This window comes from Capnocytophaga canimorsus (assembly GCF_002302565.1).
Classification (GTDB): Bacteria; Bacteroidota; Bacteroidia; order Flavobacteriales; family Flavobacteriaceae; genus Capnocytophaga; species Capnocytophaga canimorsus.
This window is the reverse complement of the sequence record NZ_CP022382.1, coordinates 2,054,291-2,077,358: the sequence shown is the minus strand read 5'-3', so window position 1 is coordinate 2,077,358 and position 23,068 is coordinate 2,054,291. Positions and strand designations below refer to the sequence as shown.

Genomic DNA, 23,068 nt, shown 5'->3' with positions numbered 1-23,068 from the left:
TGTCTTCGTTTACCAAAAAGAAGCCTTCAGAAGCATTTTTTTAGCTTCCGGAAACTATTTTTTTGCTAACGAAACCTTTAAAACACACTACCAAATCAAATAAAAAGATATTTATCGTATGCGAAAGTTAGCCAACAGCGAATTGCAACGTTTGGAAGTTGCCGATTTTAAAAAAGCAACAAAAACTCCTTTGATTGTCATTTTAGATAATGTACGGAGCTTGAACAATATCGGTTCGGTTTTCCGCTCTTGTGATGCCTTCCTCATCGAAAAAATTTATTTATGCGGAATTACTGCTACACCTCCCAATAAAGAAATTCATAAAACCGCTTTAGGTGCCACCGAAAGCGTAGATTGGCAGTACGTTGCCGACACTTTAGCCTTAGTAAAACAACTTCAAGAAGAAAACGTTACAGTAATTGCCATTGAGCAAACCGAAAATGCCGTGATGCTCCATAATTTTGAGGTGGAAAGTGATAAAAAATACGCCATTGTATTTGGCAATGAGGTAAAAGGCGTGGAACAAGAGGTAGTTTCTGCTTGTCAAGGAGTGATTGAAATTCCGCAATATGGCACGAAACATTCGTTAAATGTTTCAGTAAGTGCTGGAATTGTAATTTGGGATTTATGGCAAAAAATTACCCAAATGAACTAAAATCCATTTGGGTAATTTCGAAATCATCTATAATAGTTTGATTCCTATTCGTCTTCCAAAGTAGCCAAATAGCGCTCGGCATCTAAGGCTGCCATACATCCAGAACCTGCGGCGGTAATGGCTTGTCGGTATCGGCTATCGGCAGCATCTCCTGCTACAAAAACCCCTTTCACATTGGTTAGTGAAGTTCCTGCAACGTTTTTAATGTAGCCTACCTCATCGGTTTCGATAAAAGATTTAAAAATATCGGTATTAGGTTTATGCCCAATAGCTACGAAGAAACCCGTAATAGGAATTTCGGAGGTTTCTCCCGTTTTATTGTTTTTCACGCGCAAGCCACTTACTACTTGTCCATCTCCAAGAATTTCCTGCGTTTCTGTGTTAAACAATATTTCAATGTTTTGAGCCTTTTTTACTCGATTTTCCATAATTTTTGAAGCTCGAAACTCATCTCTACGCACCAACATCGTTACTTTTTCACAGATATGCGACAAATATAGAGCTTCCTCACAAGCCGAATCTCCTGCGCCAACTATGGCTACCTTTTGTTTACGGTAGAAAAATCCGTCACAAACGGCACAAGCTGAAACCCCTCCACCCGTTTTTAGGTAATGTTGCTCGGAGTCGAGCCCTAAGTATTTTGCTGAAGCTCCTGTAGCGATAATTACGGCATCGGTGTGAATTTCTTGAGTTTCATTTATCCATACTTTATGAGGAGTAGCCGAAAAATCAACTTTAGTAACCCAACCATTACGAATATCCGCCCCAAAGCGTCTGGCTTGTTGCTCCAATTCCACCATCATTTGAGGTCCTGTTATTCCATTAGGGTATCCTGGGAAATTCTCTACCTCATTAGTAGTGGTTAGTTGCCCACCTGGTTGTTCCCCTTGATATAAAACGGGTTGCATATTTGCCCGAGAAGCATATATGGCTGCTGTGTATCCTGCGGGGCCAGAGCCAATTATCAAACATTTTATTTTTTCTATTTCTGCCATAATTTTATCTTTTTAAAGTTTTATATTAGTATTTCAAAATGCTGTAAACCTCGTACCCTTTAAGTTTTTGGACTCCTTGTAAGAACGAAAGTTCAATTAAAAAATTAAGTTGAACGATATTCCCCCCGAGGCGTTCCACCAATTTTACAGCCGCCTCTGCAGTACCTCCTGTTGCCAACACATCGTCGTGAATTAGTACATTTTCGCCTTTTTTAATGGAATCGGAATGCATTTCGAGTTGGTCTTGTCCGTATTCCAAATCGTAGGTTTGAGCGATGGTTTCAAAGGGAAGTTTTCCGGGTTTTCGCACCGGTACAAAACCTGCATTTAGGTGCTGAGCCAGTAACGTCCCGAAGAAAAAACCTCGGCTTTCCATTCCCACCACTTTATCTACCTTTATTCCTTTTAGATGTTCGCAAAACAATCCGAGAGCTGTCTTAACTGCTTGCGGGTCTGAAAGAATGGGAGTAATATCTTTAAAAACTACCCCTTGTTTTGGAAAATCATAAATATCTCTGATTTTTTCTTTCAGTTGGTTTACCTCATTATTCATACTTATTTTTTTATCTTTAATTTATTTTTAGAAGATTTCGCGTCCCGAAAAATGAAAATTCCCTTCTATTGCCGCGTTTTCATTACTATCCGAACCGTGAATGGCATTTTGCCCGATAGAAGTTGCGTATTTTTTTCGGATAGTACCTTCGGCAGCCTCAGCAGGGTTGGTAGCACCTATCAATTTTCGGAAATCTTCCACGGCATTTTCTTTTTCAAGAATTGCTGCTACAATGGGTCCACTAGACATAAACTTTACCAAATCTTCAAAGAACGGACGTTCCTTATGAATATTATAAAACAACTCAGCATCGCGTTTACTAAGTTGAGTAAGTTTCATCGCCTTAATGGTAAAACCCGCTTGAGTAATTTGGTTAATAATAGCCCCTATATGGCCGTTTTTCACGGCATCGGGTTTAATCATAGTAAAAGTTCTATTCGTTAGCATAATATAGTTAAAAAATAATTATTGATTCTAAACTTCTGTAATATTGTTAAAATGCACATTATAATTATATTAACTAAAAAATAATATCCAAACACATTACAGCAGAGCAAATATACACATATTTTTTGGTTTAAAAACTTGCCAACTTAATAAAAGTGTGTATATTTGCAATCGGCAAGTCCTACACGACCAGCTCCTGCAGAATCCTCCAGGGTGGGAACGCAGCAAAGGTATGTGGTTGTAGCGGTGCGATGTAGGTAGCTTGCCTTTTTTTGTGTCTTTACGTTACGTTTATAGAAAAAATCCGCCTATTTTAGAAGTATAAAATAAGCGGATTTTTTCTTTTTATAACGAAATTGATTGAAACATTCTTTTTGGTAAATTAAAGAAACAGATTTTTAAACACTATTACCAAAATAAAAAATGCTGCTCTTAAGAGCAGCATTTTTTATTTTATCCTTTGAAATTAAGCTTCAAAAGGAACAACTGATACAAAAGATTTATTATCTTTCTTCTTTTCGAACTTAACAACTCCGTCAATCTTAGCGTGTATTGTATGGTCTTTACCCATATATACGTTTTCACCAGGATTATGAGAAGTTCCACGCTGTCTAACAATAATATTTCCTGCTACAGCAGCTTGTCCTCCGTATATTTTCACTCCTAAACGTTTTGAGTGAGATTCTCTACCGTTCTTTGAACTACCGACACCTTTCTTGTGAGCCATAATAATTAGTTTTTTAAGTACTTACTTTGTAATGTAAGCGTTAGTTAATTTATTTTTCAACACCACCATTAAGTTCGTCTTGCCATTTTTTTAGCTCATCCCATTTACCTTCAGCGGCTAATTGTGCTTGTTGAGGCCAAGTTTGTGGATCTAAATGAGCTAAAGTAGAGCTGGCTTCAGTTAAAATGGTTTTAATTTCGTCTGCTGATTTTTTAGACAATTTAGCAAACGTATCAACACCTGCTGCTACAAGAGCCTCAGCTGCTTTGGGTCCAATTCCTTCTACTTTTTTCAAATCATCAGCTTTGGCAGCTTTACCTGATTTTGTTTCCTTTTTCTCAGTTTTTTTAGCTCCAGAAGCAACAATGCTTTCAATAAGGATTTCAGTTAAGTATTGTCTGTGACCGTTTTTAACCTTAAATCCTTTGCGTCTTTTTTTTCTAAAAACGATTACTTTATCACCTTTTAGGTGCTTCAATACTTTAGCTTCAACAGAAGCTCCTTCTATAGCGGGGGCGCCAAGGGTAATCGCTCCGTTATCATCCAAAAGAAGTACATTCCCAAAAGAAATGTTTTTTCCTTCTTCAATTTGCAAACGATGAACAAAAACTTTCTGATCTTTAGCAACTTTGAATTGCTGCCCTGCTATCTCTACAATTGCATACATAGCTTTAAAATTAATTATTTCTTTGATTTCTTACTAAAACGGGGGCAAATATAACCTTTTTACTTGTAATTACCAAATGCCCTATAGGCTCCCCATACAAAGAATTTCAATTTTTTGTGTATTTTTTAAGTGTTTTGATTCTTTTTTCACAAAGTATGTATGAAATAAGAAAGACCTTAAACACAAAAATAAGATATAAAAAACTGAAAACGAGAAGATTAACACTCTTATATTTTATTAAAAAAGTTTAGGTTTTGTCCAAAAAAAAACATACCTTTAACTCTTAAATAGAAAGCATCTTTCACCAAAAAATTAACCAAAATTTAATATGCTACGACTATTCGAAACAGATAAGGATTTAACAAAATACACCCCAATCATCAAGCAACGTCACGCACATTTCCTGCAAACTCAGAAAAAAATGCGAGGAAATTGTGCTCGTCTGTCTGATAATATAAATTCTCACTTGTTTTACGGATTGCATTTTACGGAAAATGAATGGATTTTGAGAGAATGGGCTCCGAATGCCACAAAAATATATCTACTTTTTGACAAAAACGATTGGCAACCAACTGAAAAATATACTTTTACAAAAATAGACCACGAAAATTGGGAAATTCGTTTACCAAAATTGGAACTTTCGCACGGCGATTTGTACAAATTGTACGTAGAATGGCAAGGTGGCGGAGCAGAAAGGCTTCCTTCACACGTGAAAAGAGTAGTTCAGGACGAATATACAAAAGTTTTTACCGCCCAAGTTTGGCAACCTGAAAAGCCCTATCAATGTAAAAATGTTCGACCTTCTCAAACGAATTCTCCTCTAATTTATGAAGCTCATATTGGTATGAGCTCCGAACAAAGAAAAGTGACTTCTTTTACCGAATTCCGTCTGTTTGTGTTGCCTCGAATTGCTTCTTTGGGCTACAATACTATTCAACTTATGGCAATTCAGGAACATCCGTATTATGGTTCGTTCGGTTATCAGGTAGCAAATTTCTTCGCTGTGAGTTCTCGTTTTGGAACGCCTGAAGAGCTTAAAGAGTTGATAGACACAGCTCACGGATTAGGAATTAAAGTCATTTTGGATATTGTACATTCGCATTCGGTAAGCAACGAAGCCGAAGGATTGGGCTATTTTGATGGCACGGATTATTTGTATTTCCATTCGGGCGAAAGAGGAAAACATCCGCAGTGGGATTCGCGTTTGTTCGATTACGGAAAACCACAAGTGCTTAATTTTCTGCTTTCTAATTGTAAATATTGGTTGGAAGAATTTCAGTTTGATGGCTTCCGATTTGATGGCGTTACAAGTATGATTTACTTTGACCACGGATTAGGAAAAGCCTTCACTAATTATTCTTTGTATTATGATGGAAATCAAGATATTGATGCGATAACATATCTGACTTTGGTAAATCAGCTTATTCACGAAATACATCCGAAAGCCATTACCATTGCCGAAGAAATGAGCGGAATTCCGGGTTTGGCATTTCCTATTGAAGGAGGTGGAATAGGCTTCGATTATAAAATGCATATGGGCGTTCCCGATTATTGGATTAAACTTTTGGAAGATTACAAAGATGAAGATTGGCACGTGGGCGATATCTATTACGAACTGACTAACAAACGTTTAGAAGAAAAAACTATCAGTTACGCCGAAAGCCACGACCAAGCCTTAGTGGGCGACAAAACGATTTTCTTCCGTTTGGCGGATAAGGAAATTTATTCAGGAATGAGCGTTTTCGACCAAAATTTGGTGATTGACAGAGCCATCGCTTTACATAAAATGATTCGTTTGGTAACCATTGCCACAGCAGGAAATGGCTATTTGGCATTTATGGGGAACGAATGGGGGCACCCTGAATGGATTGATTTTCCGCGTGAAGGAAATGGTTGGAGCTACAACCACGCGCGTCGTTTGTGGAGTTTGCTTGATGATGAAAATCTGAAATTCAAATATTTGAATAATTTTGATAGGGCGATGATTCATTTTGTGAAAAACAATAATTTACTCGAACAAATGCCTAATATTTTGGTTCGTGATAACGAACGTCAGATTTTAGCTTTTGAACGAGGTGGATTTTTGTTTGTGTTTAATTTCAATCCGTCCGAGTCGTTTAATAATTATGAATTTGAGGTAGAAGCAGGAAAATACACCTATGTTTTAAATTCAGATAATCCGAACTTTGGAGGTCAAAATCGTATCGATGAAAATGTCGAGCATTTTACGCAGTATAAGCACGAGAAGAATTTAATCAGTTTGTATGTTCCGTCAAGGTTAGCTATTGTTTTGAAAATGAATGAGTAGTTTTTTAATTGTAGAGTGATGAAATTTCGAGTAGTTTATTTGTTTGTTATATTTTCTCTTGGTTTTATAAATGGTTTAAAGGCACAACATAAAACACAGAAAGAAGAGATTATTTTCATTTGGGGAGGTGATATTAATTTGAAATTCACCGAGTATATAATGGGGCTAACGAATAAAAAAAATCCTAAGATATGTTATGTACCCACTGCAAGTGCTGATAACTCAGAAAACATTAAATATTGGAAAAATATTTGTGACAAATTAAAGATAGAAACCATCGTACTGAATGTATGGGTTAGTTCTTCCAACGAAAATCAATCGTTTGAAGAAATTTTACTCAATTGTGATGCTATCATTGTAGGTGGAGGTAACACACTGAATATGATTGGAATTTGGAAAGCTCAGCAAATTGATGATGTACTAAGAAAAGCGTTGAAAAAAGGAATTATTTTGGCGGGAGGCAGTGCAGGTTCCATCTGTTGGTTTGAAAATGGAATTAGCGATTCGCGTCCTACTAATTTGAGTATAGTTGATGGATTAGCTTTTTTACCTTATAGTAATTGTCCTCATTATTCACAAAAAGAAAGGCAAAATCTCTATCATCAAATGATAATGGAAAATAAAATCAAATCGGGATATGCCACAGATGAACTGGCAGGAATTCTTTTCAAAAATGGAAAGGCAGTAGATTTTATTAGTCAAAGTGATATGCATAATTGTTATCAAGTATATTCTGAAAAAGGAGATGTAAAGTCAGTCAAAATGAATGCAAAAATTGTTCTTAGGTCTAGTGCAATTCCTGAGAATTCTTATACAAATCAATTGGTTAATAAAAAAATAAAAGATTTATTAACTTTAAGTGATATAAAAACTCCTTTGACTGCATATATTTCTGAAATGAAAAAAATGATTTTATACAAAGATGGAATTAACGACTCAAAAAGAGATGAAATATTGAATATTAATATAGAAAAAATATTTGTGTATCAGGATAAAATTGCTGGAATTGTAAATGATGCATACATTGATGATTTTGGATATGGCATACGATATTTTTATAATTGTAATGGTTTTTGGGTAAGTATGGGAGAAGATATTGGAGGAGAAACATTATTGGAAAGTGAAATTACATTTCGAGAAAAAGCAAAAATCATTATCCAACGAGCGGAAGAAAAATCAGTATGTGCAAATTTTACAACAACTGGATTAAATATGAAGTAATCACGATTAAATGATAAATGAAATAAAAATATTTACCACTGACGACAAAAAAATTTCATTGCAGGTTTCCTTGGAGAAGGAAACAGTGTGGCTTACGCAGTCGCAAATGTCTTTTTTGTTTGATACAAGTACGGACAATATCGGTTTGCATTTAAAAAATATTTTTTTAGAAGAGGAATTAGATGAATTTTCAACTACCGAGGATTTCTCGGTAGTTCGTCAAGAAGGAAAAAGGCAGGTTAAGAGAACGTTAAAACATTATAATCTTGACGCAATTTTGTCTGTTGGATATAGAGTTAGCTCTAAGAGAGCAACTCAATTCCGCAAATGGGCGACACAAACCCTAAAACAACACTTGGTTCAAGGTTATACCATTAATGAACAACGCTTAAAAGAGCGAGGTATCGAATTTAATGAAGTCCTTTCGTTGTTGAGTTCCACTTTGGAAAATCAAACTTTGATAAACGATGAAGGTGTTGCGGTACTGAAAGTTGTGCAAGAATATGCAAAAAGTTGGAGTTTATTACAAGCTTATGACCAACAGAGCCTACCAAAAAGTTCTTTAAAAAACCAAGAAATGAACGCTTTGCCGTATGAAGACGTTTTAAAAGCCATTGACCAACTCAAAAAATCACTCGTTGAAAAGGGGGAGGCTAGTGAACTTTTCGGACAAATACGCAGTAGCGGACTTGAGTCGGCATTGGCTACCATTGAGCAAGGTTTCGGTGAGGAATATTTTTACCCCAATGTAGCAAGTAGAGCGGCTCATTTACTCTATTTCATCATAAAAAATCATCCGTTTGCCGATGGAAACAAACGTACGGGAGCATTTTTGTTTTTATGGTATTTGCGTATCAATCAACATCTTTTGCAAAAACCTGTGGAAAACTTAATCAACGACAATACATTGGTTGCTTTAGCTTTATTAGTTGCTGAAAGTAAACCTGAACAAAAAGAATTAATAATACGTTTAACAGAACATTTCATTAACGTCTGAATAAAAAAATAAGATAATGAGTTATTTAACATTCAAAAAGAAAGAATTAATCAATTTGGAATATTCTCTTGACAGAGAGTTTCTTGGCACCAATCGCGGGGGCGGATACAGCTCTTCTACCCTTGTTTTTTGCAATACACGAAAATATCACGGACTTTTGGTAGTTCCACTTGAAAATTTTAGAGGGCAGAATCACGTGTTGTTGTCTTCACTTGATGAAACCATCATTCAACACGGACGCGATTTTAACTTTGCCGTGCATCAATATCCCGAAACGTACGAACCTCGCGGACATAAATATATCGTGGACGTTTCCTACGAAAAAGCCTTTACTGTTATCTATCAGGTGGGGGGCGTAACGCTCAAAAAAGAAATTCTGATGGTGCATAACGAACCTCAGGTTTTGGTGCGTTACACCTTGCTCGAAGCCCACTCCCCTACTAAGTTGAGGTTGAATCCGTTATTGGCATTTCGTGATATTCATTCGTTAAGTAAAGTCAATGATTTAGCAAACAAAAATATTGAGAAAATTGAAGGCGGAATCAAAACCAAACTTTATCCTGATTTTCCGTATTTGCATTTGCAATTAAGCCAAGATACTGATTTTGAATACCAACCGAATTGGAATTGTAATATATTTTATAAAAAAGAAAAAGAACGCGGATACGATTATACGGAAGATTTGCTCACGCTTGGTTATTTCGAGTTAAATATCAAAAAAGGCGAAAGTGTTGTATTTTCGGCAAGTACGGAGGAAAACAACAGCAAACAACTCAAACAGAAATTCACCCGACTTATCAATCAGCGTCGCGAGCGAAACTCGTTTGAGGAATGCCTTAACTATTCTGCTACGCAATTTCTAATTCAGAAAGCAGGAGAAATTCGCGTGAAAGAAGGTTATCATTGGTACAATAGTAACACACGCGATACGTTCATCGCCTTGCCGGGAATTGCTTTGGCAGAAAACACTCAAAAGACGTTCGATGAGGTACTTACATCAGTTAAAAAATATTTTTCCAATGGACTTTTTGAAAAAACAGTAAGTACGCACGTAGCTGAACGTCAATATGATGCCGACACTTCACTTTGGTTTTTTTGGACAATTCAGCAGTATGAAAAATACACCAAAAAAACGCCAAAACAACTTTGGAAAGACTTTGGCGAGTTGATGCGAACCATTTTGGAAACTTACAAAAATGGACAGCATAAATCCATACGAATGGATAACAACGGACTGATTTGGTCGGAAGATATTAGTCGTCCGCTAACGTGGGTCGATGCTCAATTTGATGGCGGAGCCATTGTTCCGAGAAACGGTTATGTAGTGGAAGTCAATGCGTTGTGGTACAATGCTGTTTGTTATGCACTTGCTTTGGCAGAAGCCTCAAAGGATAAAGATTTTCTGAAAGAATGGAGCGATTTGCCTATGATGATTGCTGAAAATTTCAATCAAACCTTTTGGATTTCTGACAAAAAATACTTGGCAGATTATGTGAATTATGCTCATCAAAATCGTGATGTTCGCCCCAATCAGTTGATACCTTGTGCGTTGGCATATTCTCCTCTTGATGAGCGAAGTAAGAAACGCGTTTTGGACATTGTCAGACAAGAATTGCTCACCCCAAGAGGATTGCGTTCGTTGTCACCTAAAAATAAAAGTTACGAAAGCGTAAGTATTGGCAATGTGTACGACCGCGACCGAGCTACGTTTAACGGGTCGGTACATCCTTGGTTTATAGGATTTTACATAGAAGCTCATTTAAAAATTTACGGAAAAACCTATATCCCTGATGCAGAAGCAATTTTAGCTGATTTTGAGGAAGAACTAAGCGGACACGGCGTAAGTACCATTTCGGCAATTTATGATGGAAATCCGCCATTCCGTTCGCGAGGTTGCATTTCGAAAGCCCGAAATGTAGCCGAAATCCTTCGAGCCAAACAACTGACAATGAATTATGAGTCCTAAGGATTTATGTTAGGTGTGATTACGAAAAATTTTTCGCCCTTAGAAGTAAAAATATATCATTAACAATAATTATTTATCAACTTATGGAATATGCAATTAGTATTTATGAGGCGTCCTCTGACGGAAAAAATCGGTTTATTTTAGGAACAAAAGGTAAAAATCCTCTTTTTGTTATTGGTGTAAATCCAAGTACTGCCGATGACAAAGTGGCTGATAAAACCATAACAAAAGTAATGGGATTTGCAGAAAAAAATAACTTTGATTCTTTTATAATGTTTAATTTATATCCTCAGAGAGCAACAAGACCAAACGATTTACATATAGATAAAGATGATAGTTTAATTGAAGAGAATACTAAAACAATAAAAAGTATGCTTCAAAAATATTCATTTCCTACAATTTTAGTTGCTTGGGGAAACCTGATTTTGGAAAGAAAATATTTGAAAGAATGTTTTCTGAAAATTTATAATGAATTGCAAGATAATTCTATAAGATGGATGAAAATAGGAAATTTAACTAATACCAAAAATCCAAGGCACCCATTATATGCACCTTATGATGCTCCCCTTACGGAATTTGAGATTAAGAAATATATTGAAAATTTCAAATAATCATAATAATATATCCTTTTTCTTGTTCAAGAGAAAATATAAATTGAAGCACGTCAGCAGTTTGAAAACAAGGGGTTATTGAATAAATAAAAACGAAATCGGTGAATATGTACGTTACGAAAAAGCGTATAAATGTTCAGAAGAAAACCTTTTTATAAGTAAATATAAATGATAATAATAAAGAATAAAACAGATAATACGTAGAACCTTTATCTTCATAAGAAGAAAATACTTCTACACGTGAAGAAACAAAATCTTCTGATGAAGAAAATATTTCTTCTTATGGATAATATAATGCTACTGATGAATTATTTAATTCTTCATTAGAATATAAAAGTTCTACTAAAGAAGATTTTAATTCTACATCTGTTTTATTGTAAAATCAACAAGAATAACTATTTTTATAATATAAAAGACAAATTAAGATGAGAAAAAGGTCATTTGCCGAAATCATCACATCGGCACAACTATTAGTAAAAGCCCTTACCGAACGAGGTGAAAATTTGCCTGTGGGTGTTACCGCTCAAATGCGTGACAAACTAAACACTGCCTACCAAAAAGCAGCGGAGGTCAATGTAGAACAGGAAAAACTTAAAGCTCAACTCAAAGAAAAAACCGCCGAGTTAGAAAAACATATTGCCGAAACGGAAGAGGTATATGCCTTTTTGAAAAAATACATCAAAATGGGCGAACCGCAAGAACGTTGGCGAGAGTTTGGTTTTGAGGATAAACGATAGAAAATAAATATATCCTTTTTTTAGGACATCAAAATTTCTTAAAAAACACATTCCATTATGAAAAGATTGTTTCTTTTAGCTGTAGCATTTTCGTTTACAATACAGATACTTGCTCAAAACGAAAGTATTTTAGCAAAACCTAAGGTTGATAAACGTGTGGAGTTATTAAGCATTGTATTTCGATTGGCTGATGCTTGGGAATGTAGTATGGAAGATTTTAGTCTTTATACGGATAAAATTCAGAAATATTATGTTCCTTATAAAAGCCACGAATTGATAAAATTTGTAAAAGAAATTCGTCAGAAAAATGGAATCTATGCACAAGATATAATGCAAATGGCTGTTCATTTAGATGAAAATTTAGAGCCTTTAATCCCTTTTACGGAAACTATACCTGCAAATAGTTGGGGAAAAGAAGATGCTAATAAATTTGTTAATCTTTTAAAACAGTTTTACAAGGAAACCAAAAGTGAACAATTTTTTAAAGAAAATAGTTCTTTATATGAGGAAGCTAGTATCCGTTTTCATTCCGTTTTTAATCGTTTAAACTTAGATTGGTATAAAACTTTTTACGGAAAAGAACCCAATGAAGAGTTTATTATTATCAATGCTTTGGGAAATGGTAAAACAAACTATGGAATTTCACAGAATTTGCCTAATCAAAAAAGAAAGGTGTATGCCATAATGGGAGCTTCAAATACTGATAAGCAAGGAATGGTGGTTTTTGAAGATTATTTTTCTACGTTACTTCACGAGTTTAATCATTCTTTTGTGAATTATTTGTTAGACCAAAACCCTTTACCTTTTCAGAAAAATGGAGAAAAAATCTTTGAATTGGTAAAAGACAAAATGGAAGCAATATATTACAAAGATTGGCAAACAATGCTTAATGAGGCTTTAGTTCGTGCTGCCGTTATTAAGTATATGAAAGACCATAATTTTTCAGAGCAAGAAATTAGAAAAGAAACCCAAGAACAACTTCAAGAGGGCTTTGTATGGATAGAAGATTTATTGGCTGAGTTAGAAAGATATGATAAACAGCGTGATATTTACCCAACATTAGAAAGTTATATGCCGAATTTAGCAAAAGCTTACGAGGTATTTGCAGAAAAAATGCATCAGTATATGAATGCAAATTCAAAAATATAGAATGAAATGAAGAAAACTAAATAATATGTAGAGTCATATACGATACATCCTTACACTTGCAATAAATTGTATATCAACTGAAAAATGATATAAAAAAACAATGAAGTTATTAACTGATAAAATCTATCGTATTGAAAAATTTGAGGGCAAAGGCGGTTGGACGTTCGTTCGGATTTCTGAAATTAAACCCAACAAAAACGCCCCTTTTGGTTGGGTACGAGTTTTCGGTACTATTGATGGGCATTCCATCGAAAAGTACAATTTGCAATCGATGGGAAATGGAAATTTGTTTTTGCCACTGAATGCTCAAATCAGAAAGAAGATAAAGAAACAAGCAGGTGATAATGTACATATAGTGTTGTATGAAGATAACGTTCCGTCAGAAATTGCTAACGAACTCAGAATGTGTTTGCAAGATGAAAAACATCTTTGGGAAACATTTTTGAGCTATTCTGAAACAAAAAGAAAAAAACTAATTGATTGGATTTATCAGTCTAAAAATGAAGATGAAAAAGCAAACCGAATTGTAGAGATAATTAACAGAATAAGTAGTGAAAAATAACGAAATAACAATAAAATTGTGTTTATTATGAGCTATTTATCTGGATAGAAGATGAATACGAACGAGAGTTTTGAAAGAAACGAAATGGAGGATAATAGCAAAGAAATAGAATAAAAAAATCAATAAAATTTTAAATAGAAACGCCAAATAAGTAAGAATGATATGAGTGTAAAAGTACTAATGTTCGGTTGGGAGTTTCCGCCCCACATCAGTGGAGGGCTTGGCACAGCCTGTTATGGAATCGCAAAAGGATTAGCAAAGCACAACGTAAATGTTTTGTTCGTGATGCCAAAAGCAGGGGGTGATGAGGATAGTTCCGTCGCACAGATTATAAACGCAAGTGATGTGGAAATGCTCCAAAATATGGAAAATATTGAGGAGTTTTGGAAGAACATCAACTTTATGGAAATCGGTTCGAATTTAGTTCCATATTTAGACCCCGAAACCTTTGCTCGTGAACGCGAAGCCTATCTGAAAACGGGCGAAAACAAAGAAACCATTTCTTTCAGAAATAAATTCCAATTTTCGGGTAAGTATGGTGCCAATCTGATGGAGGAAGTGTATCGATATGCGTTGGTTGCCGGAACGGTGGCGAAAAATCATCAATTTGATGTTATCCACGCCCACGATTGGCTCACGTACAGTGCCGGAATTGTTGCCAAGAAACTATCAGGAAAACCATTGGTGGTTCACGTACACGCTACCGAGTACGACCGAGGCGGGGAACACAATCGTAATACATTGGTGTACGATATCGAAAAACGCGGAATGGAAGCTGCTGACGTTGTGGTTACAGTGAGTAATTGGACGCGTAACATCGTGGTGGAGAAGTACGGCATCAATCCGGAAAAGGTTATCACGGTGCATAATGCGGTTGATTTTTCTGCTGAAACTACCGAAAAGGAAGAACGAGGCGTTAAGGAGAAAATCGTAACTTTCTTAGGAAGAATTACCCTGCAAAAAGGTCCGGAGTACTTCGTTGAAGCCGCAGCTAAGGTACTCAAACGGACTCCCAACGTTCGTTTTGTAATGGCAGGAAGTGGCGAGAAGATGAATCCGTTGGTGCGACGTGTGGCACAATTGGGCATCGGAACGAAATTTCATTTTACAGGTTTCTTAAAAGGTGGCGAAGTACAACGAATGTTCCGTTATAGTGATGTTTATGTAATGCCCTCGGTTTCAGAGCCTTTCGGGATTTCACCTTTGGAAGCGATGCGTTCGGGTGTGCCTACCATCATTTCGAAGCAATCGGGTGTAGCTGAGGTTTTGGACCACGCCATCAAGGTCGATTATTGGGATATTGATGCCTTGGCAGATGCCATTCACGGAATCCTCTCCTATCCTACTCTTGCCGAATATATGTCACGCGAAGGCTACGATGAGGTAAATCAGCTCAAATGGGAAAACGCCTCTTTGAAACTCAAAACCATTTACGAAAAGCTCGTGGAATGATAAAAAACAACCAATCAATACATTAGACAAACGATAAAATGGCAGAAAATAGAAAAGAATCAAAAAATATCAACATAAAAACACATAACGATATGAAGAAATCAGTTTGTATTTATTTCCAAATACATCACCCCGAACGACTTAGAAAATATCATTTTTTTGATATAGGAAAGAAACATAATTATTTTGACAATTACGCCAATCGTTCTGAATTGGAGGAACTTGCCGAAAATTGCTACCTCCCTGCCAACGCATTGTTGTTGGATTTAATCAAAAAATACAATGGAAAGTTCAAGGTTGCCTTTTCGATTTCGGGTTCGGCAATCGACCAATTAAATATGCATACTCCTGAGGTTATCCGCTCGTTTCAAGAACTTGCTGAAACTGGCAACGTGGAATTTTTAGCGGAAACCTATTCGCATTCATTGGCCTCTCTTTCAGAGGATTCGGACGAGTTTGAACAACAAGTAAAACGCCACGTAAATGTGGTAAAAAGCCTTTTCGGGAAGAAGCCTGTAACCTTCCGAAATACGTCTTTGATTTATTCTGATAAAATTGGAGAACGAGTAGCCAAATTGGGTTTCAAAACGATGCTTACCGACGGAGCAAAACACGTTTTGGGTTGGAAAAGTCCGAACTTTGTGTATAAAAATCCTGTGGACGAAAACTTAAACTTACTACTCAAAAACAGCAAGTTAAGCGACGATATCGCCATTCGGTTTTCCAACACACAATGGGGCGAATATCCGCTTACGTCCGAGAAATACGCTTCGTGGGTTAAACACAGTTTGGCAGAAACCGACGTGCTTAATTTGTTTATGAATTATGAAGTAATCGGTTATTACAATCGCAAGGAAAGCGGCATTTTTGACTTTTTGGAATATTTCGTAAAAAATATGATGGAAGATGATGATTATCAGTTTCTTCTTCCGAAAGAAGTTGTTAAAAAACATAGTGCGAAAGATGTTTTGCCCGTTCCTTTCCCAATTTCGTGGACAGACGAAGAACGCGATATTACTTCGTGGCTTGGAAACGAATTACAGAAAGAGGCGTTCAACCAATTATTTAGAATTCAGTCTATTGTAAAGAAGAAAAAGAATGCAGAATTGTCCGACGATTACGGACGATTACAAGCAAGTGAACATTTTTATCATATGCGGACTAAACTCTTCTCTACTTCGGATTATCATAAGTATTTCACTCCATATGATTCTCCGTACGAGGCGTTTATCAACTATATGAACATTTTGAGTGATTTTGAGGTACGCCTTGAAGGCAAATAATACGATTTCAGACAAAGTTTTTATCTTTGTCCGAGCTTTTGATTTTAGTAAGTATATAAGTAATAACACAGATATAATTCGAAAAATAACTTTATGAGTAAAAAAACATTAAACCCTGACTATATTTTTGAAACCAGTTGGGAAGTATGCAACAAAGTAGGAGGTATTCACACAGTAATATCTACTAAAGCTTTGAGCATCAGTAAGAAATTTAAAGACAAATATATTTTAATCGGTCCAGACCTGTGGCAACATACCGAAAACCACGAGTTTATTGAAGATACTGAACTTTTTAAATCGTGGAAAGCAAATACTGAAAATGAAGGACTTCGTGTTCGTGTTGGGCGTTGGAACATCGCTGGAAATCCGCTGGTTATCTTAGTTGATTTCTCTCGATATTTTGCCAACAAAAACGAAATTTTACGTTACTATTGGGATACCTACCAACTTGATTCATTGAATAGCTCTTGGGACTATATCGAATCCGTGCTCTTCGGATATGCCGCGGCCAAAGTCATTGAAAGTTTCGTAAACTTTAATGTGGCTTCTCGTGAAAATATCATTTGTCATTTCCACGAATGGATGACAGGTAGCGGACTTTTGTACGTAGAGGACAAAATGCCAAAAGTAGGTTCAGTTTTTACCACACACGCCACCGTAGTAGGGCGTTCCATAGCTGGAAATGGTTATCCGTTATATAACACAATGAAAGGCTATCAGCCCGAAGAAATGGCATATCGTTTTGGTGTACAGCATAAACATTTCTTAGAAAAAATAGCCGCAAAAACTGCAGACTGCTTTACCACCGTTAGTGATATTACCGCACAAGAAAGTTTACATTTTTTAGGAAGAAAAGCAGATGTCATCACTCCTAATGGCTTTGAGGACTCCTTTGTGCCTAATGCCAAAACGTTTACCAAAAAACGTAAAGATGCTAAAAAACAATTGCACAATGTAGCACAAGCATTGGTGGGCTATTCCTTAAATGAAAACATAAAAATGGTAGCCATAAGCGGACGTTATGAGTTCCGTAACAAAGGTATCGATGCCTTTATTGATGCTCTTGGTGCATTAAATCGTGATACTAAAAACGATGAAGAATTGTTTGCTTTCATTTTAATCCCTACGGCTCAAGAAGGTCCTAACAAAGGACTGGTTCATAATATGCAAATGCCTCAACAAGCCGTTAATAATGAAGAAAAGCATTTAACACATTACCTTTCAGATTTCCATAATGACCAAATTTTAAGACGAATTTATGAGCAACAGCTCTACAATCGTAAAGAAGATAAGGTAAAGGTAATCTTCTGCCCCAGTTACTTAGATGGAAAAGATGGTGTTTTCAATCTGCCTTATTACGATGTACTTATTGGGCTAGATGCAACGGCTTTCCCTTCCTATTACGAACCTTGGGGATACACGCCTTTGGAAAGTTTAGCTTTCAAAGTACCTACGATAACCACTTCCCTTTCAGGGTTTGGTAAATGGGTTACAGACTATTACCCTGAGAGTCCTTCCGCAATTAACATTTTAAAAAGAGAGGATTCCAACTATGGGGATATCGTTGGTAGCATTACCAAAAATCTAATCAAATTGCTAAAAATGAAGGAGGAAGAACTTGAAAAACTACAAAATGAAGCCTCCGAAATTGCTCAAATTGCCTTGTGGAAAAATTTAAGCAAACACTACTTAAAATGTTATGAACTAACGCTTCAAAATATTGAAAGCCGTGTGGAAAGCCTCCCAAATATTGACGCTCAAACGGCAGTATATTTCGAGCAAACCAAAATGATTAAAGCCCCCAACTGGCGCAACGTTATCATTCATCGCTCTATGCCTCAAGCGCTTTTACCTCTTGAAGAACTCTCCAAAAACTTATGGTGGTGTTGGAACGATAAAGCTTCGGAACTTTTCAAAAGCATTGACGTAAACCAATGGATTGAAACCCGTAAAAACCCTATCGCATTGCTGGATACCATCTCCCTTTCACGCTATAAAGAGCTTGAAAATGATGCCGATTTTATGAAAAAACTTAAAGACGTATATGCTGAATTTAAGACATATATGGCTGAAAAAGAGAAGATGACAAGCCCTACCGTAGCTTATTTCAGTATGGAATACGGATTGCATTCTTCTTTAAAGATTTATTCTGGAGGATTGGGTATCTTAGCAGGGGATTATCTAAAAGAAGCCAGTGATAAAGCAACCAAAATTACTGGGGTGGGCTTGCTATATCGTTATGGTTATTTCACACAAAAACTATCTTCGGCAGGAAATCAAGAAGCTGACTATGAGGCACAAGACTTTACTAAAATCCCTGTCACTCCGGTAATGGGTGAAGACGGAAGATGGCTAACTGTTTCTGTAGATTTGCCACAACGTACCCTTTACGCTCGTGTATGGCGCGTTGATGTAGGAAGAATCGAACTATACCTTTTAGATACTGATTTCGAAGATAATAGAGATGATGACCGTTCAGTAACTCACCATCTGTACGGTGGAAATTGGGAAAATCGTTTAAAACAAGAGATGTTATTGGGACTTGGAGGTATAAAAATGCTCCGAAAACTCAATATTGATACTGATGTTTACCACTGTAATGAAGGACACGCTGCTTTCATCGGGTTGGAAAGACTTCGCGAATATATCCAAAATGATAAACTTTCCTTCTCAGAAGCGATGGAAGTGGTTCGTGCTTCTTCTTTATTCACCACACACACTCCAGTACCTGCAGGGCACGATTTCTTCGAAGAAGGTATGTTACGAACTCATATCGAGCACTATACTGAAAAATTACACGTTTCTTGGCAACAAATTTTATCATTAGGTAAAATTGATGTATATAACCCACGTGAGAAATTCTCAATGAGTAATTTAGCGGCAAATCTTTCACAAGAAGTCAATGGAGTGAGCTGGTTACACGGAGAGGTCAGCAAAGATATTTTCAAAGACTTATGGCCGGGATATATGCCTGACGAGTTGCACATCAGCTACGTAACTAATGGTGTTCATCAACCTACTTGGACTTCGCCTTTATGGAAAGAAATTCAAAATGAAGTGTTTGGCGAAGATTTCAAAACCCATCAATACAACCCAAAAAGTTTCGAAGGCATATACAAAGTATCCGACAAACGTATTTGGGAAGTGAAAACTGCCCTACGCGGAAAATTACTACGTCGTATCGAGCAAAAACTACGTCGTGAGAAGAATACTCCATACTTCTCACCCAAACAATTGGTGGAAATCAAAGAAAATTTACGTGACGATATTTTAACTATCGGTTTTGCTCGACGTTTTGCTACCTACAAACGTGCTCACTTGCTGTTTAGTAACATTGAGCGCTTGGATAAAATTGTTAACAATCCTGATCGTCCTGTACAGTTTATCTTTGCTGGAAAAGCGCACCCAGCCGATAAGGCAGGACAAGACCTAATTAAACACATCGTAGAAATATCAAAATTACCTCAATTCTTGGGTAAAATTCTCTTTATTCCGAACTACGATATGGAACTTGCTCGCCATATGGTACAAGGCGTTGACGTATGGATGAATACACCAACACGTCCGCAAGAAGCCTCAGGTACCAGTGGCGAGAAAGCCGTAATGAACGGAGTAATGCACTTTAGCGTTTTAGACGGATGGTGGGTTGAAGGTTATCGAGAAGATGCTGGCTGGGCTTTGCCTATGGAACGCGCCTACGAGAACCAAGAGTACCAAAATGAATTAGATGCTGAGCTGATTTACAACATTATAGAAGATGAAATTGCTCCTGCTTTTTATGATAAAGATAAAGATGGAATTTCTCAAACTTGGTGTAGTTACATCAAAAATACCATTGCCAAAGTAGCGGTAAACTTCACCACAAACCGAATGCTTACCGACTACGAAAAGCAATACTACTACCCAATGAGCGAACGAGCTAAAAAGTTGAAAGCCGATAAATTTGCAACCACAATCCAAATTTCGGACTGGAAAAAACGTGTAAGCAACGAATGGGATAATATCAAAGTAGTAAATGTTGATGTACCCAACCGAAACAAACAAGTCATCGCCATTGGTAAGACTTACAAGGGTGAAGTTACTCTAGATTTAGGTAGCCTTAGTATGAATGATATTGGTATGGAATTAGTAGTCGCTGAACAAAAAGACGAAAAAATGAAAGTCTTGTTAACCAAAGAATTTAAAGCGGTTTCTCAACAAGGAAGTCTCGTAAAATACGTCTTGGAAGTAGTTACTGAATATCCAGGTTCGTTACAACTAGCGGTTCGTATTTTCCCGAAAAACGAACTATTACCACATCGACAAGATTTTGCACTTGTAAAATGGTTATAATATCATATAAACCGCCTCTTGAAAGAGGCGGTTTTCTTTTACCCTTATAAATAACTCCAAAAATCAGAAAAAAAGTTTATCTTTGTAGGATTAGGAATTTCTCTCAATTTAAGAATAGTTAATGAAAAAAATTTTTTTAGCATTGGTAGGTGCAATGTGCCTACTTATGGGATGTAAAAAAACAATTTCGCCTGAAGTTTCTTCCGAAAAACTAACAGATTGGGTTAATCCGTTTATTGGTACAGACGGACCAGGAAATACCTATCCTGGAGCTACCGTTCCTTTCGGTATGGTACAATTAAGCCCAGATATTGGCATTCCAGGTTGGGACAGAATCGCTGGTTATTTCTACCAAGATAGCATCATCAGTGGCTTTTCTCACACTCACCTAACAGGAACTGGTGCTGGTGATCTGTACGATATTTTGGTAATGCCTACCAATAGCCGTTTTTCCGAACGCATTGCTGAAAATAGCTACAAGCCTTTTTCTAAGTTCAATCACCAGCAAGAAAAAGCCACTGCAGGATATTACACTGTTGACTTATTGAGTTACGGCATAAAAGCTGAACTTACTGCTACTGAGCGGGTAGGTATCCATCGTTATACCTTTCCTAAAGATGAACAATCTAAAATTCACATTGATTTGGGCTTTGCTATGAACTGGGATGCACCCACCGATACCCACTTACGCGTTGTAGATGCTAATACCATTGAGGGGTACCGAAAATCAACAGGTTGGGCAAAAGATCAGCGTATTTTTTTCGTGATGCAATTTTCACGCCCCTTTACAGACTATCTACTATTTGAAGATGAAAAACAAGTCAAGCAAAGTGCCAAAAGTAAAAATACACGTATTGAGCTATTGTTTCCAACCGCCTCCGATGAAAAAATCGTGGTGAAAACGGCAATTTCTACGGCAAATATTGAAGGGGCTTATGCCTCAATGCAAACCGAAGCTACGGATTTTAATTTCGAAAACTATGTTCAAAAAGCGCAACAATTGTGGGAAAATGAACTGCAGAAAATACAAATTTCGACCAATGACCCCGATAAGAAAACAATATTCTACACGATGATGTATCAATCAATGCTCGCCCCTACCCTACTGAGCGACCCCAACGGATATTACAAAGCGCCTAACGGAAATATCTCTAAAGCAGAAAATTATAACCGTTACGACACCTTTTCCTTATGGGATACTTTTCGAGCAGCACATCCGTTATATACCATCATTCAAAGAGAAAAAAGTGCCGATTTCATAAAATCCTTATTAGCTCATTATCAAGAAACTGGGAAACTCCCCGTTTGGTCTATGCAAGGCAATGAAACCAATATGATGATTGGTTATCACAGCGTACCTGTAATTGTTGATGCTTATTTCAAAGGCATTCCTATGGATACCGACTTAGCCTACCAAGCCTGCGTGGCAAGTGCTATGGTAGATGAGCGTCAAATCGATTTGTACAAAAAATTGGGATACGTGCCCACTGATGAACATCACGAAAATTGGTCTGTTTCCAAAACTGTGGAGTATGCCTACGGAGATTGGTGCATAGCTATGTTTGCCAAGGCTCTGAATAAAAATGAAGATTATCAATACTTTTTGAATCGCTCAGAAAACTGGAAAAATCACTACGATACTCAATCTACTTTTCTTCGTCCGAAAGATAAAAACGGAAAATTTGTATCTCCTTTCGTTGCAAAGGAATACACCCCATATTTCTGCGAAAGTAATGCGTGGCACTACTTCTGGTTCGTACCCCAAAACATTCCTGCACTTATTCAAAAAACAGGCGGAAAAGAACGCTTTGAGCAAAAACTGGACTCAATGTTTACCCTAAAACCACTTCCTGAAGACAAGCTTCCCATATTCAGCACAGGAATGATTGGTCAATATGCTCACGGCAATGAACCCAGCCACCACGTAGGCTACTTGTATAACTACACAGGAAAACCTTCTAAAACACAGTCAATTATACAAGAAATTATGCAAACACAATATAGTAATACCCCCAATGGGCATTGCGGTAATGAAGATTGTGGACAGATGTCTTCTTGGTTTATTATGAGTAGTTTAGGGTTTTATCCTGTAAACCCAGCACAAGGCGTTTATCTGTTCGGTACACCTTTTTTTGAACAATCAATCATTGATTTGGGTAATAAAAAAACATTTACCATTAAGGCATTAAATTTTTCCGAAGAAAATCAATACATACAAGCTATCAAATTAAATGGAGTAGTTTATAAAAAGCTATTTATCAGCCATAAAGATATTTTACAAGGTGGGGAGCTCGTCTTCGAGATGGGAAACACGCCCAATGATGTTGTTTTGGGAGAATATGAGCTTCCCGAGCCTGAAAAAGTGTATTAAAGTTTAGTATCGTAAATAATTTTTAAATTCAATAT

At 36.7% G+C, this 23,068-nt stretch carries 18 protein-coding genes and 1 other RNA gene; 14 read left to right on the top strand and 5 right to left on the bottom strand.

Going from position 1 to position 23,068, the window contains the following annotated elements; translation table 11 throughout:
* The first annotated feature begins 118 nt into the window (after nt 1-118).
* Nucleotides 119-655 carry an RNA methyltransferase gene (locus CGC47_RS09035; protein WP_041985120.1) on the top strand — a complete coding sequence of 179 codons (537 nt, stop codon included), beginning with the start codon at nt 119-121 and terminating at the stop codon, nt 653-655.
* A 44-nt stretch (nt 656-699) separates the two neighbouring features.
* Here the strand turns inward: CGC47_RS09035 and trxB are convergent, their stop codons facing one another.
* From trxB to CGC47_RS09020, 3 genes are read right to left on the bottom strand one after another with little or no spacing between them, the layout of a single operon-like run.
* Nucleotides 700-1,650 (bottom strand): thioredoxin-disulfide reductase, encoded by a 951-nt coding sequence (trxB, locus tag CGC47_RS09030; RefSeq protein ID WP_095900269.1) that lies wholly within the window; start codon nt 1,648-1,650, stop codon nt 700-702.
* A 25-nt stretch (nt 1,651-1,675) separates the two neighbouring features.
* Nucleotides 1,676-2,203 carry an adenine phosphoribosyltransferase gene (locus CGC47_RS09025; protein WP_041999539.1) on the bottom strand — a complete coding sequence of 176 codons (528 nt, stop codon included), beginning with the start codon at nt 2,201-2,203 and terminating at the stop codon, nt 1,676-1,678.
* A 27-nt stretch (nt 2,204-2,230) separates the two neighbouring features.
* Nucleotides 2,231-2,650, bottom strand: a complete 420-nt coding sequence (locus CGC47_RS09020; protein ID WP_041985129.1) for a nucleoside-diphosphate kinase — start codon at nt 2,648-2,650, stop codon at nt 2,231-2,233.
* A gap of 172 nt (nt 2,651-2,822) precedes the next feature.
* Between CGC47_RS09020 and ffs the strand changes: the two genes are divergently transcribed.
* Nucleotides 2,823-2,921: signal recognition particle sRNA small type (gene ffs / locus CGC47_RS09015), an RNA gene on the top strand.
* 195 nt (nt 2,922-3,116) lie between these two features.
* Here ffs and rpmA read toward each other — a convergent pair.
* On the bottom strand, nt 3,117-3,377 hold the full coding sequence (rpmA, locus tag CGC47_RS09010) for a 50S ribosomal protein L27 (protein ID WP_041913497.1): 261 nt from the start codon (nt 3,375-3,377) through the stop codon (nt 3,117-3,119).
* A 49-nt stretch (nt 3,378-3,426) separates the two neighbouring features.
* Nucleotides 3,427-4,044, bottom strand: a complete 618-nt coding sequence (gene rplU / locus CGC47_RS09005; RefSeq protein WP_041999542.1) for a 50S ribosomal protein L21 — start codon at nt 4,042-4,044, stop codon at nt 3,427-3,429.
* A gap of 328 nt (nt 4,045-4,372) precedes the next feature.
* On the opposite strand from rplU, the gene CGC47_RS09000 reads away from it, so the two are divergent.
* From CGC47_RS09000 to CGC47_RS08945, 12 genes are all read left to right on the top strand, one after another.
* Nucleotides 4,373-6,352, top strand: a complete 1,980-nt coding sequence (locus CGC47_RS09000) for an alpha amylase C-terminal domain-containing protein (protein ID WP_041999545.1) — start codon at nt 4,373-4,375, stop codon at nt 6,350-6,352.
* A gap of 39 nt (nt 6,353-6,391) precedes the next feature.
* A complete protein-coding gene (locus CGC47_RS08995; protein WP_232779657.1) occupies nt 6,392-7,573 on the top strand; it encodes a Type 1 glutamine amidotransferase-like domain-containing protein in 1,182 nt (393 codons plus the stop codon).
* Between the two features lie 10 nt (nt 7,574-7,583).
* Nucleotides 7,584-8,570 carry a RhuM family protein gene (gene rhuM / locus CGC47_RS08990; RefSeq protein ID WP_095900267.1) on the top strand — a complete coding sequence of 329 codons (987 nt, stop codon included), beginning with the start codon at nt 7,584-7,586 and terminating at the stop codon, nt 8,568-8,570.
* A 16-nt stretch (nt 8,571-8,586) separates the two neighbouring features.
* A complete protein-coding gene (locus tag CGC47_RS08985) occupies nt 8,587-10,536 on the top strand; it encodes a glycogen debranching enzyme N-terminal domain-containing protein (RefSeq protein ID WP_041999550.1) in 1,950 nt (649 codons plus the stop codon).
* A gap of 83 nt (nt 10,537-10,619) precedes the next feature.
* Nucleotides 10,620-11,147: a DUF1643 domain-containing protein gene (locus CGC47_RS08980; protein WP_041999553.1), complete on the top strand. Its 528-nt coding sequence runs from the start codon at nt 10,620-10,622 to the stop codon at nt 11,145-11,147.
* A 425-nt stretch (nt 11,148-11,572) separates the two neighbouring features.
* Nucleotides 11,573-11,884, top strand: coding sequence for a hypothetical protein (locus CGC47_RS08975; protein WP_013996524.1), 312 nt, complete (start codon nt 11,573-11,575; stop codon nt 11,882-11,884).
* A gap of 57 nt (nt 11,885-11,941) precedes the next feature.
* A complete protein-coding gene (locus CGC47_RS08970; RefSeq protein WP_095900266.1) occupies nt 11,942-13,033 on the top strand; it encodes a DUF4932 domain-containing protein in 1,092 nt (363 codons plus the stop codon).
* Between the two features lie 100 nt (nt 13,034-13,133).
* A complete protein-coding gene (locus CGC47_RS08965; protein WP_095900265.1) occupies nt 13,134-13,595 on the top strand; it encodes a YdeI/OmpD-associated family protein in 462 nt (153 codons plus the stop codon).
* Between the two features lie 162 nt (nt 13,596-13,757).
* The gene (locus tag CGC47_RS08960) at nt 13,758-15,047 is read left to right on the top strand and encodes a glycosyltransferase family 4 protein (protein ID WP_041999556.1); all 1,290 of its coding nucleotides are present in this window, start codon (nt 13,758-13,760) and stop codon (nt 15,045-15,047) included.
* A gap of 92 nt (nt 15,048-15,139) precedes the next feature.
* Nucleotides 15,140-16,330, top strand: coding sequence for a glycoside hydrolase family 57 protein (locus CGC47_RS08955; protein ID WP_041999572.1), 1,191 nt, complete (start codon nt 15,140-15,142; stop codon nt 16,328-16,330).
* Nucleotides 16,331-16,423: 93 nt separating this feature from the next.
* Nucleotides 16,424-20,662 carry an alpha-glucan family phosphorylase gene (gene glgP, locus CGC47_RS08950; RefSeq protein WP_041999558.1) on the top strand — a complete coding sequence of 1,413 codons (4,239 nt, stop codon included), beginning with the start codon at nt 16,424-16,426 and terminating at the stop codon, nt 20,660-20,662.
* 121 nt (nt 20,663-20,783) lie between these two features.
* Nucleotides 20,784-23,033 carry a GH92 family glycosyl hydrolase gene (locus CGC47_RS08945; RefSeq protein WP_095900264.1) on the top strand — a complete coding sequence of 750 codons (2,250 nt, stop codon included), beginning with the start codon at nt 20,784-20,786 and terminating at the stop codon, nt 23,031-23,033.
* The last annotated feature ends 35 nt before the right edge of the window (nt 23,034-23,068 follow it).

What these genes read in the sequence shown, in the direction of transcription:
- rplU (WP_041999542.1), bottom strand. Translation starts at nt 4,044, where the DNA reads ATGTATGCAATTGTAGAGATAGCAGGGCAGCAATTCAAAGTTGCTAAA.
- rhuM (WP_095900267.1), top strand. Translation starts at nt 7,584, where the DNA reads ATGATAAATGAAATAAAAATATTTACCACTGACGACAAAAAAATTTCA.
- CGC47_RS08975 (WP_013996524.1), top strand. Translation starts at nt 11,573, where the DNA reads ATGAGAAAAAGGTCATTTGCCGAAATCATCACATCGGCACAACTATTA.
- CGC47_RS09000 (WP_041999545.1), top strand. Translation starts at nt 4,373, where the DNA reads ATGCTACGACTATTCGAAACAGATAAGGATTTAACAAAATACACCCCA.
- CGC47_RS08945 (WP_095900264.1), top strand. Translation starts at nt 20,784, where the DNA reads ATGAAAAAAATTTTTTTAGCATTGGTAGGTGCAATGTGCCTACTTATG.
- CGC47_RS08985 (WP_041999550.1), top strand. Translation starts at nt 8,587, where the DNA reads ATGAGTTATTTAACATTCAAAAAGAAAGAATTAATCAATTTGGAATAT.
- CGC47_RS09025 (WP_041999539.1), bottom strand. Translation starts at nt 2,203, where the DNA reads ATGAATAATGAGGTAAACCAACTGAAAGAAAAAATCAGAGATATTTAT.
- CGC47_RS09035 (WP_041985120.1), top strand. Translation starts at nt 119, where the DNA reads ATGCGAAAGTTAGCCAACAGCGAATTGCAACGTTTGGAAGTTGCCGAT.
- CGC47_RS08955 (WP_041999572.1), top strand. Translation starts at nt 15,140, where the DNA reads ATGAAGAAATCAGTTTGTATTTATTTCCAAATACATCACCCCGAACGA.
- glgP (WP_041999558.1), top strand. Translation starts at nt 16,424, where the DNA reads ATGAGTAAAAAAACATTAAACCCTGACTATATTTTTGAAACCAGTTGG.
- CGC47_RS08960 (WP_041999556.1), top strand. Translation starts at nt 13,758, where the DNA reads ATGAGTGTAAAAGTACTAATGTTCGGTTGGGAGTTTCCGCCCCACATC.
- rpmA (WP_041913497.1), bottom strand. Translation starts at nt 3,377, where the DNA reads ATGGCTCACAAGAAAGGTGTCGGTAGTTCAAAGAACGGTAGAGAATCT.
- CGC47_RS08965 (WP_095900265.1), top strand. Translation starts at nt 13,134, where the DNA reads ATGAAGTTATTAACTGATAAAATCTATCGTATTGAAAAATTTGAGGGC.
- CGC47_RS09020 (WP_041985129.1), bottom strand. Translation starts at nt 2,650, where the DNA reads ATGCTAACGAATAGAACTTTTACTATGATTAAACCCGATGCCGTGAAA.
- trxB (WP_095900269.1), bottom strand. Translation starts at nt 1,650, where the DNA reads ATGGCAGAAATAGAAAAAATAAAATGTTTGATAATTGGCTCTGGCCCC.
- CGC47_RS08980 (WP_041999553.1), top strand. Translation starts at nt 10,620, where the DNA reads ATGGAATATGCAATTAGTATTTATGAGGCGTCCTCTGACGGAAAAAAT.
- CGC47_RS08970 (WP_095900266.1), top strand. Translation starts at nt 11,942, where the DNA reads ATGAAAAGATTGTTTCTTTTAGCTGTAGCATTTTCGTTTACAATACAG.